This window comes from Pseudomonas sp. WT-JTC (assembly GCF_056711565.1).
In genome coordinates this window covers 2,611,445-2,626,636 of record NZ_CM160042.1, presented here as the reverse complement: position 1 = coordinate 2,626,636, position 15,192 = coordinate 2,611,445, and the positions used below count along the sequence as shown (strand labels likewise).

Here is a 15,192-nt window from a genome sequence, read left to right as displayed (position 1 = left end):
TTCTTCCTCACCCCACGAACACCTCACTCAACCGGCACCAGCCGGCTGGTCAGCAGTTTCACGCCCGCCCCGGTCCTGCCACCCTGTGGCTCAATGCGCACGATTTGTCCTTGCGCCTTGAACTTCATGGGGCCGCCGGGAGTGTCGAGTTCGATCTCGAATTCAATCAAGCTACCCAGTTGCTGCTCGCTATCGGTTTCGAAATACAAACCGGAGGCGCTGATGTCACGGGTGACACCGTGGCTCCCACCGGTCAGTTTCAGCGACAGGGTGACTTGTTCACGGGGCTCAACTCGGTATGTGCCTTTCATGGCTGCAGTCTAAAAGGACCCTTGTTTTTTACATGAGCGCGCTATCCCTTTTTTCTGGGAGTCAATCAGCCATGAAAACAGTGTTTTACGGGACAAATGTCATGGGAGGGGTTGCCCGAAGCGCTATAGAAAAAAGCTACAGGCTGCAACGATTGCTATCATGATCAGCTAACACAACCCGCCTAAAGAGGCAGCGAACCGCATGCCAATTCAAGTCCTGCTAGTTGCTCTACCGCTCGTGGCCTGGGGTCTTGAGCGTCTGGTGGAAAGCGCTCAACCGAGGTTGATGCTGGCGGGTTCGGTGTCGTCGGTGGCGCAATACCTGCTTTCGCTGCACCAATACACGCCAGATGTGGTGGTACTGGACCTGGACAGCGAGGACTGTATCGAGTCGCTGGCCGACTTGCACAGCCAGACCAAAGCCAAGATTCTGGTAGTGACAGGGTCGAGCGACGTGGCGCTACATGACAGTGCGGTGCTGGCGGGCGCACGTGGTGTAGTGGATAAGCGGGAGTCGGCATCCGCCTCAACATTGCTCAAAGCCATAGAAAAAGTGCATGACGGCGAACTCTGGATCGACCGCAATGCGACCAGTCGTATCTTCCTTGAACTGGCGCGCAAGAAAGCCGAGCGGGATATAGATCCGGAGCAACATAAAATCGCCAGGCTAACGCGTCGCGAGCAGCAGACCATTGCATCGCTGGCCAGCGACCCCTCAGCCCCTGGCAAGCTGGTGGCCGAGAAGCTGCACATCAGCGAGCACACGCTGCGCAACCATTTGACATCGATCTACAGCAAGCTGGGCCTGACGAACCGCGTGGATCTGTATGCCTACGCACACAAGCATGGGCTTTTCACAAGTGACTGAGGACTGCGGTGGCACGCCGGGCGGCGTTTCGATGATGGACGTTAGCGATGGCGCGGGAAACCTGGTACCCCGCGGTGCGCTCGGGTTTTTCGCGAGCGAGCTCGCTCCTACAGGGGGGACAAAAACAAAACCCCTACCTGCAGATGCAGATAGGGGTTTCGGAATTTAATCTTGACGATGACCTACTCTCACATGGGGAAACCCCACACTACCATCGGCGATGCATCGTTTCACTGCTGAGTTCGGGATGGGATCAGGTGGTTCCAACGCTCTATGGTCGTCAAGAAATTCGGGTACTGAGTCGTGACCGGAGGGCCTCGCTTCAGCAAATTGGGTATGTGATGGAAATCGGTGTTTTGTGAGCGTCGAACTTTCGGTTCTTTCGTCTTCACACACCGCAATCTGATGCTCTTTCGAGTAGTCAAATTGCTTGGGTGTTATATGGTCAAGCCTCACGGGCAATTAGTATTGGTTAGCTCAACGCCTCACAGCGCTTACACACCCAACCTATCAACGTCGTAGTCTTCGACGGCCCTTCAGGGAGCTCAAGGCTCCAGTGAGATCTCATCTTGAGGCAAGTTTCCCGCTTAGATGCTTTCAGCGGTTATCTTTTCCGAACATAGCTACCCGGCAATGCCACTGGCGTGACAACCGGAACACCAGAGGTTCGTCCACTCCGGTCCTCTCGTACTAGGAGCAGCCCCTCTCAAATCTCAAACGTCCACGGCAGATAGGGACCGAACTGTCTCACGACGTTCTAAACCCAGCTCGCGTACCACTTTAAATGGCGAACAGCCATACCCTTGGGACCGGCTTCAGCCCCAGGATGTGATGAGCCGACATCGAGGTGCCAAACACCGCCGTCGATATGAACTCTTGGGCGGTATCAGCCTGTTATCCCCGGAGTACCTTTTATCCGTTGAGCGATGGCCCTTCCATACAGAACCACCGGATCACTAAGACCTACTTTCGTACCTGCTCGACGTGTCTGTCTCGCAGTCAAGCGCGCTTTTGCCTTTATACTCTACGACCGATTTCCGACCGGTCTGAGCGCACCTTCGTACTCCTCCGTTACTCTTTAGGAGGAGACCGCCCCAGTCAAACTACCCACCATACACTGTCCTCGATCCGGATAACGGACCTGAGTTAGAACCTCAAAGTTGCCAGGGTGGTATTTCAAGGATGGCTCCACGCGAACTGGCGTCCACGCTTCAAAGCCTCCCACCTATCCTACACAAGCAAATTCAAAGTCCAGTGCAAAGCTATAGTAAAGGTTCACGGGGTCTTTCCGTCTAGCCGCGGATACACTGCATCTTCACAGCGATTTCAATTTCACTGAGTCTCGGGTGGAGACAGCGCCGCCATCGTTACGCCATTCGTGCAGGTCGGAACTTACCCGACAAGGAATTTCGCTACCTTAGGACCGTTATAGTTACGGCCGCCGTTTACCGGGGCTTCGATCAAGAGCTTCGCGTTAGCTAACCCCATCAATTAACCTTCCGGCACCGGGCAGGCGTCACACCCTATACGTCCACTTTCGTGTTTGCAGAGTGCTGTGTTTTTAATAAACAGTCGCAGCGGCCTGGTATCTTCGACCGGCGTGGGCTTACGCAGTAAATGCTTCACCCTCACCGGCGCACCTTCTCCCGAAGTTACGGTGCCATTTTGCCTAGTTCCTTCACCCGAGTTCTCTCAAGCGCCTTGGTATTCTCTACCCAACCACCTGTGTCGGTTTGGGGTACGGTTCCTGGTTATCTGAAGCTTAGAAGCTTTTCTTGGAAGCATGGCATCAACCACTTCGTCACCCAAAGGGTAACTCGTCATCAGCTCTCGGCCTTAAGATCCCGGATTTACCTAAGATCTCAGCCTACCACCTTAAACTTGGACAACCAACGCCAAGCTGGCCTAGCCTTCTCCGTCCCTCCATCGCAATAACCAGAAGTACAGGAATATTAACCTGTTTTCCATCGACTACGCTTTTCAGCCTCGCCTTAGGGACCGACTAACCCTGCGTCGATTAACGTTGCGCAGGAAACCTTGGTCTTTCGGCGTGGGTGTTTTTCACACCCATTGTCGTTACTCATGTCAGCATTCGCACTTCTGATACCTCCAGCAAGCTTCTCAACTCACCTTCACAGGCTTACAGAACGCTCCTCTACCGCATCACTTGCGTGATACCCGTAGCTTCGGTGTATGGTTTGAGCCCCGTTACATCTTCCGCGCAGGCCGACTCGACTAGTGAGCTATTACGCTTTCTTTAAAGGGTGGCTGCTTCTAAGCCAACCTCCTAGCTGTCTAAGCCTTCCCACATCGTTTCCCACTTAACCATAACTTTGGGACCTTAGCTGACGGTCTGGGTTGTTTCCCTTTTCACGACGGACGTTAGCACCCGCCGTGTGTCTCCCATGCTCGGCACTTGTAGGTATTCGGAGTTTGCATCGGTTTGGTAAGTCGGGATGACCCCCTAGCCGAAACAGTGCTCTACCCCCTACAGTGATACATGAGGCGCTACCTAAATAGCTTTCGAGGAGAACCAGCTATCTCCGAGCTTGATTAGCCTTTCACTCCGATCCACAGGTCATCCGCTAACTTTTCAACGGTAGTCGGTTCGGTCCTCCAGTCAGTGTTACCTAACCTTCAACCTGCCCATGGATAGATCGCCCGGTTTCGGGTCTATTCCCAGCGACTAGACGCCCTATTAAGACTCGCTTTCGCTACGCCTCCCCTATTCGGTTAAGCTCGCCACTGAAAATAAGTCGCTGACCCATTATACAAAAGGTACGCAGTCACCCAACAAAGTGGGCTCCCACTGCTTGTACGCATACGGTTTCAGGATCTATTTCACTCCCCTCTCCGGGGTTCTTTTCGCCTTTCCCTCACGGTACTAGTTCACTATCGGTCAGTCAGTAGTATTTAGCCTTGGAGGATGGTCCCCCCATATTCAGACAAAGTTTCTCGTGCTCCGTCCTACTCGATTTCATGACCAAGAGATTTTCGCGTACAGGGCTATCACCCACTATGGCCGCACTTTCCAGAGCGTTCCGCTAATCTCAAAGCCACTTAAGGGCTAGTCCCCGTTCGCTCGCCACTACTAAGGGAATCTCGGTTGATTTCTTTTCCTCAGGGTACTTAGATGTTTCAGTTCCCCTGGTTCGCCTCTTGCACCTATGTATTCAGTACAAGATAACCATCTTATGATGGCTGGGTTCCCCCATTCAGACATCTCCGGATCAAAGTCTGTTTGCCGACTCCCCGAAGCTTTTCGCAGGCTACCACGTCTTTCATCGCCTCTGACTGCCAAGGCATCCACCGTATGCGCTTCTTCACTTGACCATATAACCCCAAGCAATCTGGTTATACTATGAAGACGACATTCGCCGAAAATTCGCACTTGCTCATAGAGCAACTCACAAATTTTACCTTAGCCTGATCCGCTACCAGTGAAAGTAACGTTCAGTCTATCTTTCTATCACATACCCAAATTTTTAAAGAACGAACTAGTCAAAGACTAGAAATCAACATTCACACTGGAATATTCATTTCTAAACTCTAACGAAACAGACCGCCTTAAAGGCTCGTCTCTCGTCTTCTTCAATGAATCAAGCAATTCGTGTGGGAACTTATGGAGCAGCTGAGTCGTCGATTAAGGAGGTGATCCAGCCGCAGGTTCCCCTACGGCTACCTTGTTACGACTTCACCCCAGTCATGAATCACACCGTGGTAACCGTCCCCCCGAAGGTTAGACTAGCTACTTCTGGTGCAACCCACTCCCATGGTGTGACGGGCGGTGTGTACAAGGCCCGGGAACGTATTCACCGCGACATTCTGATTCGCGATTACTAGCGATTCCGACTTCACGCAGTCGAGTTGCAGACTGCGATCCGGACTACGATCGGTTTTGTGGGATTAGCTCCACCTCGCGGCTTGGCAACCCTCTGTACCGACCATTGTAGCACGTGTGTAGCCCAGGCCGTAAGGGCCATGATGACTTGACGTCATCCCCACCTTCCTCCGGTTTGTCACCGGCAGTCTCCTTAGAGTGCCCACCATTACGTGCTGGTAACTAAGGACAAGGGTTGCGCTCGTTACGGGACTTAACCCAACATCTCACGACACGAGCTGACGACAGCCATGCAGCACCTGTCTCAATGTTCCCGAAGGCACCAATCCATCTCTGGAAAGTTCATTGGATGTCAAGGCCTGGTAAGGTTCTTCGCGTTGCTTCGAATTAAACCACATGCTCCACCGCTTGTGCGGGCCCCCGTCAATTCATTTGAGTTTTAACCTTGCGGCCGTACTCCCCAGGCGGTCAACTTAATGCGTTAGCTGCGCCACTAAGAGCTCAAGGCTCCCAACGGCTAGTTGACATCGTTTACGGCGTGGACTACCAGGGTATCTAATCCTGTTTGCTCCCCACGCTTTCGCACCTCAGTGTCAGTATCAGTCCAGGTGGTCGCCTTCGCCACTGGTGTTCCTTCCTATATCTACGCATTTCACCGCTACACAGGAAATTCCACCACCCTCTACCATACTCTAGCTTGTCAGTTTTGAATGCAGTTCCCAGGTTGAGCCCGGGGCTTTCACATCCAACTTAACAAACCACCTACGCGCGCTTTACGCCCAGTAATTCCGATTAACGCTTGCACCCTCTGTATTACCGCGGCTGCTGGCACAGAGTTAGCCGGTGCTTATTCTGTCGGTAACGTCAAAACAGCAAAGTATTAATTTACTGCCCTTCCTCCCAACTTAAAGTGCTTTACAATCCGAAGACCTTCTTCACACACGCGGCATGGCTGGATCAGGCTTTCGCCCATTGTCCAATATTCCCCACTGCTGCCTCCCGTAGGAGTCTGGACCGTGTCTCAGTTCCAGTGTGACTGATCATCCTCTCAGACCAGTTACGGATCGTCGCCTTGGTGAGCCATTACCTCACCAACTAGCTAATCCGACCTAGGCTCATCTGATAGCGCAAGGCCCGAAGGTCCCCTGCTTTCTCCCGTAGGACGTATGCGGTATTAGCGTCCCTTTCGAGACGTTGTCCCCCACTACCAGGCAGATTCCTAGGCATTACTCACCCGTCCGCCGCTGAATTCGGGAGCAAGCTCCCGTCATCCGCTCGACTTGCATGTGTTAGGCCTGCCGCCAGCGTTCAATCTGAGCCATGATCAAACTCTTCAGTTCAAACATCTTTGGGTTTTGAGAAAACCCTAAACTTGGCTCAGCAATCGTTGGTTACATCTTTGATTTCTCGCGGAGTAACTTGTGATGCTGATAATCTGTTGACTAGCAGTCTGACTCCACAAGCACCCACACGAATTGCTTGATTCAGTTGTTAAAGAGCGGTTGGTTAAGATCTTTCGTCTCAACCGAGGCGCGCATTCTACAGCACCTCTTTCAAAAAGCAACCTTAAAAGTTTCTGTTTTTACTTAATAAAATCAGCTACTTAAGCCAGACCAGCAGCAAACTGCTCGTCAGCGGGAGGCGAATACTACAGCATTAAAATACGCGGTCAACCCCCCACTAAAAATTCTTTTCCTTCCAGCGCACCCACTGCAGTTTTCATCCTGGTTCAAGTTCATATACGGATACCGACGTGAATTCCCCAGGATCGTTCAGGTGTGAAGCAAGTCTGTTGTCGCCTCAAGACCCGCCATCAACGAGTCTCACCCTGTGGCAATCAGAGGGGCCAAGTTTCTGACCGCTTGATGAACGAACATCAAGCGGCATCAGAGGCTGGCCGGACTCGTTATCCAGCAGTACAGAGCACGCCTCCTCTGGCTTGAACAGGAAACGTTCGCCCCACTGCCTCATACTGACCACAACCGGAAAGATCTCCCGCCCTTTTTCCGTCAGCACGTACTCCTTGTAGGCGCTGCCATCTGACGCCGGTCTAACATCGAATACCCCGACTTCAACCAGGGTTTTCAGTCGCGATGCCAGAATATTCTTGGCTACGCCCAGGCTCTTTTGAAATTCGCTGAAGCGGCGAATGTCGTCAAAGGCGTCGCGGATGATCATCAGCGACCAGCGATCACCGATGGCCTCAAGTGTTCTTGCTACCGGGCATTCGCTGCTTTGCGGTGAAGTGTCTGCGACCATCTTTTTGACCTTCCGGAATTTCGATTTGCCAAGTCTGTCCACCGGCCCGGCACAATGTGGTTGCATTTTGAAACAAGATTCGACAACAATCGAACAGGTTTTGAATTGAAACCAGTTTAGCGCCATGGAGGCGTACATGACAGCAGATGCCGACTCAGCTACCACGCGTTTCTCCAGTCAGCCTTCGGCATTGCCGCCTGCGGACATTGAAAAAAGCGGCAGGGCCGAGCGATCTCCGGGGCTTTCTCCGTCGCTCACGTTGTTGTTTTCTTTCACCTGCGCGCTTGCGGTAGCCAACGTTTATTTCGCACAACCATTACTCGACTCCATGGCTCAGAGTCTGGGTGTGGCCTCATCAACGATCGGGGTTGTGGTGACTGCGACTCAGGCTGGATACGCGCTGGGGTTGCTGTTCATCGTCCCGCTCGGCGATCTGGTCAACCGTAAGCGGCTGATCCTGACTCTAGTACTGCTGTCTGCCATTGCGCTGGCGGCAGTCGGCGCATCACAGCAATGGCTGGCACTGCTGGGGGCCATGATCGTGATGGGCTTGCTGGCAGTGGTCGTTCAGGTGCTTGTGGCATACGCCGCGGTGCTGGCAACGCCATCACAACGCGGGCAGGCCGTGGGGACGGTAACCAGTGGCATTGTCCTGGGCATTCTGCTGGCGCGGTTTACCTCTGGCCTGATTGCGGACATCGCTGGCTGGCGCGCCGTTTACTTTGTGTCCTCGGCAATGATGCTGATCCTCGCGGCAGTGTTGTGGAGAGCGGTTCCTGTCACAGCGTCGCCAAGGCATCAAGACGCCTATCCGGTGCTCGTGGGTTCGCTCTTCAAACTATTCATCAGCGAGCGCACGCTGCGCGCCAGGGGCCTGCTGGCCCTGCTGATCTTTGCCGCTTTTTCCGTGCTCTGGACATCCATGGTGCTGCCATTGAGCGCCCCGCCGCTGTCGCTTTCACACACGGCCATCGGCCTGTTTGGCCTGGCTGGCGTCGCCGGCGCGCTTGCTGCCGGAAGAGCCGGTCGCTGGGCCGATCAAGGGCTGGGGCAACGGGTGACCGGTATTTCGCTGGGGCTCCTGACGTTGTCCTGGCTGCCCATCATGTTTGCCGAGACATCCCTGGTCGCGCTGGTCTGCGGCGTAGTGCTGCTCGACTTCGCGGTGCAGGCAGTACACGTCACCAACCAGAGCATCATTTTCGCTGCACGACCCGACGCTCAAAGTCGCATGGTCGGCGCCTACATGTGCTTCTACTCGGTTGGCAGCGCACTGGGCGCCGCAGCCGCGACCCAGGTGTATGCGCTATGGGGCTGGATGGCAGTCAGCCTGCTGGGCGCCTTTATCAGCGCCAGTGCCCTGACTCTGTGGTTTTTCACGCGTCATTGCTCAACGGCCAATAAAGGAAGATCAACATGAGAGTCAGGCAACGCAAACAACCCACCGCCCTCCAGATTGCAAGGCATGTCATCCACTGCTCTGTCCTGATCTGCTCACCCAGGGCCAGGGCCACTGCAACCCTCAACAGCGGTTCAACATGACCCGGCAAACCAGACAGGCTCAATGGCAGCAGTCAAATGGCCCACGGAGGCGAAGGGATAAACTTTGACTCGATCCATTGTTTGAACGCGACAACCACGGCACCGGGAAACTTGGCCGATGGCCTGACCAGATAGACCCCACCTGCGGCATCCAGTTGCCAGTCAGGAAGCACATGCAACAGTTTCCCGGCAGCAATATCACGACTCATCAACCAGTCGCCCGCCCCCAGGATTCCTGCATCGGCGCGGGCCGCGGCAAGTAATGATTCGCTGTCATTGGCAGTCAGGTTTCCTTTAGGAGAAACCCCTTGAAGTTCGTTGCCGCGATGGAGTCTCCACAGGGGAAAAGACGCAAGACCACTGAAGCGAAGGCAATTGTGCTTGATCAGATCCTGTGGGGTTTCGGGCATGCCGTGCTTTTTGATGTAGGCAGGCGAGGCGCACAGAATCCGGCGATGGTCGCTCAGCTTCCTGGCGATCAACCTGTTGTCTTCCAGTTCTCCAATCCGGATTGCAGCGTCAAATCCTTCATCAATGATGTCCACCAGACGCTCGCTATAGTCTGCATGGATCGAGACATGAGGATGAGCCGCAAGAAACTCCGGAAGCATCGGGCCGAGCCAACGCCGTCCCATGGCGGCTGGCAGTGCAATTCGCAAAGTACCGCGAATTTCGCTGGCACCTTCGGCCGCCTGCTGTTGCGCTTCATTCATCAACCCGATGGCTGAGCGAAGACGCTGCTCCAGCCTGACACCGACTTCAGTGATTCGCACCTGCCGGGTCGAGCGCTCCACGAGCCGAACGCCAAGGCGCTTCTCCATTGCCGCGAGCCGCTTTGAAACGACTGTGGGGTGTCGCTGCAATAGCCGGCCGGCACCGACAAATGAGCCTTGCGAGGCCACGGCCAGAAACGCAGCGATTTCGTCACTGTGCTGATTGTTCAGAACATCAGGATTCATGGTTTTAGAATGATCGCCCCCGAAGAACGCCCCGACTCCAGAACGGCATGTGCCAACGCTGCATCAGCCAGCGAGTAGCTGGCCCGGATTCGGGGCTTGATAATTCCCGCGCCTATCGCGGCCAAAACATCCTGTGCACGCTCCTGGTACTCCGCGACACTCGCCGTATGGGCTGCCAACGAGGGGCGTGTCAGGAACAGCGAGCCCTTGGCGTTGAGTGTCGACAGCTCCACGGCTGACGGCGCACCGGATGAAGCGCCGAACGATACCATCAGGCCACGGGGTCGCAAGCTGTCCAGGGATGCCTGGAAAGAAACACGCCCTATCGGGTCATAGACGACGTCGACCTTTTTCCCGCCGGTGATCCGTGCGACATCCGATGCCAGGCTGTCAGCATCAAACACCAGGACTTCATCGCATCCCGACGCTCTGGCCTTTTCGACACTGGCCTGTTTTGAAACCACGCCAATCACAGTGGCACCCAAGTGCCTGGCCCACGGCACCATGATTTCCCCCACCCCTCCAGCCACACCGTAGAGGAGAATGGTTGTGCCCTGCCCTACGGGATAGGTGGTTTTCAAAAGGTACTGCGCAGTGATGCCCTTGAACATGACGGCTGCGGCATCATCGAACGAGAGCGCATCCGGAATCCTGACCAGGCGCTCCGCCGGATAAAGCCGGGCGCAAGCATAGGAACCGACGGGGCCGGTGGCATAGACGACACGATCCCCTACCCGCACATTGCTGACACCGGCACCTACAACGGCGACACGCCCGGCGCCTTCCAGCCCAAGCCCGGACGGCAACGCAATGGGCACCGCGCCCTTGCGCTGGGTGACGTCGAGGAAGTTGACACCAATGGCTTCCTGCTCAAGCCAGACCTCGCCTGGCCCTGGCGATTGTTCGCTCAGTGTCTCCAGGTTCAGTACTTCAGGATTGCCGCACTGGTTAAACCTGATCGCAGATACCATTGTCATTTCCCCTTCAGTCAGAAGCTGCCTTCACATAGATGCCGCCAGTGTGAGAACTGACCTTCCAATGAACAAGACGGGTTGCGTGCAGATCATTAGTGCATAGATTGCAGCAATCACATCACAGATACCACGCGTCATTGCGTGGAACAATGCGGGTCGTAGCGATACTTGATCTTCACTTTATCCGGGCTGAATACAAACCGCGCATCCTGGTGTCGATTTCGCAGCGTCTGGTTCGACTATCTAACAGGGATATGATCTCAAGGGGTCGCAGATATCCCTGCATAGACACTTTCACCCGGATGAATCAGGAGAAGAGCATGCGCACACTGACCGTTGCCGCGTTCATCAGTCTGGACGGTGTCATGCAGGCGCCCGGCGGGCCTGAAGAGGATCGCGCTGGCGGATTCCGGTTCGGTGGCTGGATCGTCCCCTACGCCGACAAAACCACCGGCCAGGCCGTGCAGGACCTGTTCTCACAGCCATTCGATTTGTTGCTGGGGCGTCGCACCTACGACATCTTCGCCTCCTACTGGCCGCGCATTCAGCCCGACTCAACCAACCGAACAATTGCCGACCTGTTCAACGGCGTGCCCAAGCATGTGGCCACGCACCGCGCCGATTCGCTGGACTGGCAGAACAGTCATGCGCTGCCGGGCAACCTGGTCGACGCGATCAGCGCCCTCAAGCGTCAGGACGGTCCCCGGTTGTTGACACAAGGCAGCGGCGATCTGGTTCGCCAGCTGCTTGCCGTCGGCCTGGTGGACGAATTGCGGCTGATGATTCACCCGATCCTACTGGGGCGCGGCAAGCGCCTGTTCGACGACAACGCCCAAGCATCGGCTTTCACCATGCTGAGCTCGATCAGCTCGCCCGGGGGCGTGCTGATCGCCCGTTACATCCGCAGCGGCGAGGTGCGAACAGGTACGTTCGAGGGCGTCAGGCAGCAATAGCCTGCGCCCCTGGCAACGGCTCAAAACCGTGCACCCGCCTCGATACCAACGGCCCGGCTGAAATTAAGCTTGGGCTAAGGTTGCCTGTTTAATCTTCGACGCTTTTGAGTCGTCGAGCATTTCGCAGATGGGTAGTGTCGATACAAACGCCAAACCACCGTTCAGCATCGTTCTGGTTAATTACAAAACCCTTGATTTGACCAGGATCTGCCTGGACCTCTTGCGCGAGCCTGTACAAAAAGCCGGAATTGCCGTCTGGGTGGTGGATAACGATTCGGCGGACGCCAGCGTCGAGTATTTGCGCTCACTCGACTGGATCAACCTGATCGAACGCGATGCGCCCACCAAAGAGCCGGGGCACATCGCCCATGGCAAGGCACTGGATATGGCGCTGGCCAGGATCGATACCGACTACCTGTTCCTGATGCACACCGACACCTTCGTCTTCGATGCCAATGTCTTTGCGATGATGATGGAGCACTGCACAAAGGATCGAAACGTCGCAGCGGTCGGATGCACCGAGCAACTCAATCGCGGACTGCCAAGGACCGCGTGGCGTTTCAGTTCACGCCTTTGCAAACACCATTACCGACGCCTGAAGCAGTCGCTGGGCCTGCGATCAAAAGAACCGAAACCCTACCGGGAAACCCACTTGAAAAGCTTTTGCACGCTATGGAATTGCAGGCTGATGAAGCAACAGGGTCTGCATTTTCAGATCGACGATCGTGTGCCCGGCTATGAACTGCAGGATCGGGTGATCGGGCTTGGCTACAAGGTAGTGTTTCTGTCGCCGGGCAAAATATTCAAGTACCTGGACCACGTTCAGGCCGGCACCGTCGCCGCCGCTGGCGGATATGGCCAGGATCACCGAAGGACCAGAATGTACCAGGACATTCTCAAGCGCTTCAGTGCGGACAACACCTCGGTGTCTTGAACGAACCTCACATACCCGACCACAAAAAAGCCCACTGACCGTCGCCGGTTCAGCGGGCTTTTTTGCATCAGGCTCACTGGCTCATGATGAACGTCGCCAGGCTTTTCAAGTCGTCCGAGCTCAACTGCGCAAAAGGCGGCATGGGCACATCCCCCCACTTTCCGCTGCCGCCGTGCTCAATGCTGGACATGACCCGGGCCAGTGCCTGCGGGTCATTGGCATATTTGGTCGCCACATCGTGATAGGCCGGGCCGACGACCTTGTGGTCGACCGCATGACAGGACAGGCAGGCGTTGTCCTTGAGCAAGGCCGAGGCGACTTTCGCGACCGACACCGTCGGTGGCTGATCCGCCGGCGGGTTCGAGGCCGCCTGAACATCGGCATCGCTCGCCTGGGCACTGCCGTAGGTCACCGCCAGGTAGGCGCCGATGACATTCACCTCCTGGTCGCTGATCGGCGCACCGTACACGTGCTGCATCTTGCCCGCCTCGGCGGTCCACTGCGCCAGGCTCATGCCAGGCGGCTGGAAGTTGATGTAGTCGGCCGAATGGCAGATGGAACACTTCTGCTGGGCCAATGGGTAGCCAGGCAGTGTACTGGGCTTCAAAGCAGCTGTTTCGGGCGGCAGCGTAATCGAAAGTGGTGCTGCGCCAGCCATGCTGGCCAGACCGACCTGAGCCGCACACAGCAAGGCAGTCATGAACTTCATTGGTTTCATGCGGCCCTCCTCAGGCGACGGTGACGTGGCTGGTTTCTACGACGTGGCGGCGGTAGCCACCGGGGTTCCAGTCGGCTTGCAACGGTTGCGTCTCGCCGGCACTGTTGCTGGCCCGCACCATCAACTGGGTGGCACCCTTGCTGGTAAAGGTGATCGGCAGCGTCCACTCGCGGAAGGAAAAACGGCCAAGGTCCTGCCCGAGGGCGGATTCGCGCCAGGTTTTTCCGCCGTCGATCGACACTTCCACCTTGTTCACCCCGACGCCGCCGTCGAACGCGATGCCCTTGAGCACCACGCTTTTGTTCAGCGGCAATACATCGCCGTGCTTGACGCTGGTGATGAAACTGCGTACCGGCAATTTTGAAATCGGCTGGGTTTTCGCCGGCGTAGTGCCGGGAGCAACGCAGAAGCAGTCGTTATCCGGAACCCGATAACCCTTGGCCATGAAGAAACCGTCGTAGGTATGGTCGACGACTTCGATCTCGCTCAGGTGCTTGACCCAATACGTGCCGAAATAGCCAGGCACCACCAAACGAATCGGATAACCGTTGAGAAATGGCAGGTCGGTGCCATTCATCGACCAGGCAATCATCGGCTCGCCGTCCATGGCATGGCTGATGTCCAGCGCCTTGATGAACTCCGGCGTGCTCGGCAGCACCGGTTTATCCAGCCCACGGAAAGTTACTTGCCGGGCCTCGGCCTTGACGCCGGCCTTTTCCAGCACCGCCTTGAGCGGCACCCCCAGCCAACGCGCATTGCCCATGGAGCCATTGCCCAACTGAGCGCCGAACACGCGCGGCATCGAGAAGCCGCGGCTGTTGCCCGAACACTGATTGACGGCCACCACTTCCACCGGCTCGGCGAGGGCCTTGAGCTCGGCGAGGGACAGTGACAGCGGCGTGTCGACCACACCCTTGATCGTCAGGCGGTAGGTGTCGGGGTCGATGCTGGTCGGGAAATTGGCCAGGTGGTAACGCACGAAAAAGGCGTCATTGGGCGTGATCGGTCCTTCGTTAAAGACAGAGAACGGCGTCTCCAGATGCGGCGGCCGAGTGGTCACCAGGGTCAACGGGCGCTTTTGCGGGTATTGCACCAGCGGTCGTGGGCCAGCGGCAAAGGTTACTTCCTCGGAGGATTCACTGGCTGCCCCGCTTTCCTCGGCTGCCCTGGCGAGGCTGGCCAACGGCGAAGCCACCAAAGCCAAGGTGAAAGCATCGCGTAAAACCCGCCGCCGGCTCGGCTGGCTGCTGTCTACAAAACTGAACTTCATTGCACGCTCTCCTTGATTGTTTTATCGAGATGCAACTGACAGTTCCTCGTCAGGATGAAGAGGCATCAGCCTTGATGTGCCAGTGCGGGTTCTCTTTATTGTTCGATGTCGATAAACAAACCAGTATCGTCAGGTGCACATGGGTTGCTTCGCATTAAACGTCAGGGACTTGGCAATTGATGACAGGAGCAGCCGAAAGGAGCGGCATTGAGAGGCACCCTCTCAGTGGCTATTTTTCACATTAGCCTAAAAACTGCCCTCGCCTGCTACCGCCAAGGCAATCGCCTGTTGAATCCCCAGCGCCAGAGAGGATGAACGCCAGCCTGTAGGAGCGAGCTTGCTCGCGATGGACGTCAACGATAACGCAGGCTGCCTGAATGCCCGCGTTGTCCCGGCGTTTTTCGCGAGCAAGCTCGCTCCTACAGGGAGAAGCGTTCAATTGCGATCAGGCCGGCCAGCAGGCCGCCTCGCTTTGGCTTTTGATCTGCTTGCCCCCTCGAGAGGCCGAGCGCAGGTTCTGCGCAGTGGGCAACCCGGCATGGATGCCGGGTTAGCCGCGTACG

The 15,192-nt window shown here is 56.0% G+C and carries 10 protein-coding genes and 3 rRNA genes; 4 read left to right on the top strand and 9 right to left on the bottom strand.

Annotated elements, in window-relative coordinates; all coding sequences use genetic code 11:
- Positions 1–23: 23 nt before the first annotated feature.
- Positions 24–311 carry a PilZ domain-containing protein gene (locus AC06G5_RS12070; protein WP_413428837.1) on the bottom strand — a complete coding sequence of 96 codons (288 nt, stop codon included), beginning with the start codon at positions 309–311 and terminating at the stop codon, positions 24–26.
- A gap of 202 nt (positions 312–513) precedes the next feature.
- On the opposite strand from AC06G5_RS12070, the gene AC06G5_RS12065 reads away from it, so the two are divergent.
- On the top strand, positions 514–1,179 hold the full coding sequence (locus AC06G5_RS12065; RefSeq protein ID WP_413705096.1) for a LuxR C-terminal-related transcriptional regulator: 666 nt from the start codon (positions 514–516) through the stop codon (positions 1,177–1,179).
- A 169-nt stretch (positions 1,180–1,348) separates the two neighbouring features.
- Here AC06G5_RS12065 and rrf read toward each other — a convergent pair.
- The 4 genes from rrf to AC06G5_RS12045 all read right to left on the bottom strand — a co-directional run bounded on the left by rrf (position 1,349) and on the right by AC06G5_RS12045 (position 7,279).
- Positions 1,349–1,464, bottom strand: a 5S ribosomal RNA gene (gene rrf, locus AC06G5_RS12060).
- Between the two features lie 156 nt (positions 1,465–1,620).
- Positions 1,621–4,512 (bottom strand): 23S ribosomal RNA (locus AC06G5_RS12055).
- A 311-nt stretch (positions 4,513–4,823) separates the two neighbouring features.
- Positions 4,824–6,360 (bottom strand): 16S ribosomal RNA (locus tag AC06G5_RS12050).
- The 16S, 23S and 5S rRNA genes sit together here, the layout of an rRNA operon.
- A 460-nt stretch (positions 6,361–6,820) precedes the next feature.
- A complete protein-coding gene (locus AC06G5_RS12045; protein ID WP_480459883.1) occupies positions 6,821–7,279 on the bottom strand; it encodes a winged helix-turn-helix transcriptional regulator in 459 nt (152 codons plus the stop codon).
- 136 nt (positions 7,280–7,415) lie between these two features.
- On the opposite strand from AC06G5_RS12045, the gene AC06G5_RS12040 reads away from it, so the two are divergent.
- Positions 7,416–8,699 (top strand): MFS transporter, encoded by a 1,284-nt coding sequence (locus AC06G5_RS12040; RefSeq protein ID WP_480459882.1) that lies wholly within the window; start codon positions 7,416–7,418, stop codon positions 8,697–8,699.
- Positions 8,700–8,853: 154 nt separating this feature from the next.
- Here the strand turns inward: AC06G5_RS12040 and AC06G5_RS12035 are convergent, their stop codons facing one another.
- Positions 8,854–9,780: a LysR family transcriptional regulator gene (locus AC06G5_RS12035; protein ID WP_413705098.1), complete on the bottom strand. Its 927-nt coding sequence runs from the start codon at positions 9,778–9,780 to the stop codon at positions 8,854–8,856.
- Positions 9,777–10,751 (bottom strand): quinone oxidoreductase family protein, encoded by a 975-nt coding sequence (locus AC06G5_RS12030; protein WP_480459881.1) that lies wholly within the window; start codon positions 10,749–10,751, stop codon positions 9,777–9,779. The genes AC06G5_RS12035 and AC06G5_RS12030 overlap by 4 nt, the downstream gene beginning before the upstream one ends.
- Before the next feature lie 323 nt (positions 10,752–11,074).
- Between AC06G5_RS12030 and AC06G5_RS12025 the strand changes: the two genes are divergently transcribed.
- On the top strand, positions 11,075–11,707 hold the full coding sequence (locus tag AC06G5_RS12025; RefSeq protein ID WP_413705099.1) for a dihydrofolate reductase family protein: 633 nt from the start codon (positions 11,075–11,077) through the stop codon (positions 11,705–11,707).
- Positions 11,708–11,834: 127 nt separating this feature from the next.
- Positions 11,835–12,641 carry a glycosyltransferase family 2 protein gene (locus AC06G5_RS12020; RefSeq protein WP_413705100.1) on the top strand — a complete coding sequence of 269 codons (807 nt, stop codon included), beginning with the start codon at positions 11,835–11,837 and terminating at the stop codon, positions 12,639–12,641.
- A gap of 73 nt (positions 12,642–12,714) precedes the next feature.
- On the opposite strand, the gene sorB is transcribed toward AC06G5_RS12020, so the two are convergent.
- Positions 12,715–13,359: a SorB family sulfite dehydrogenase c-type cytochrome subunit gene (sorB, locus tag AC06G5_RS12015; RefSeq protein ID WP_413705101.1), complete on the bottom strand. Its 645-nt coding sequence runs from the start codon at positions 13,357–13,359 to the stop codon at positions 12,715–12,717.
- Between the two features lie 10 nt (positions 13,360–13,369).
- Positions 13,370–14,629 carry a SorA family sulfite dehydrogenase catalytic subunit gene (gene sorA, locus AC06G5_RS12010; RefSeq protein ID WP_480459539.1) on the bottom strand — a complete coding sequence of 420 codons (1,260 nt, stop codon included), beginning with the start codon at positions 14,627–14,629 and terminating at the stop codon, positions 13,370–13,372.
- Positions 14,630–15,192 lie beyond the last annotated feature (563 nt).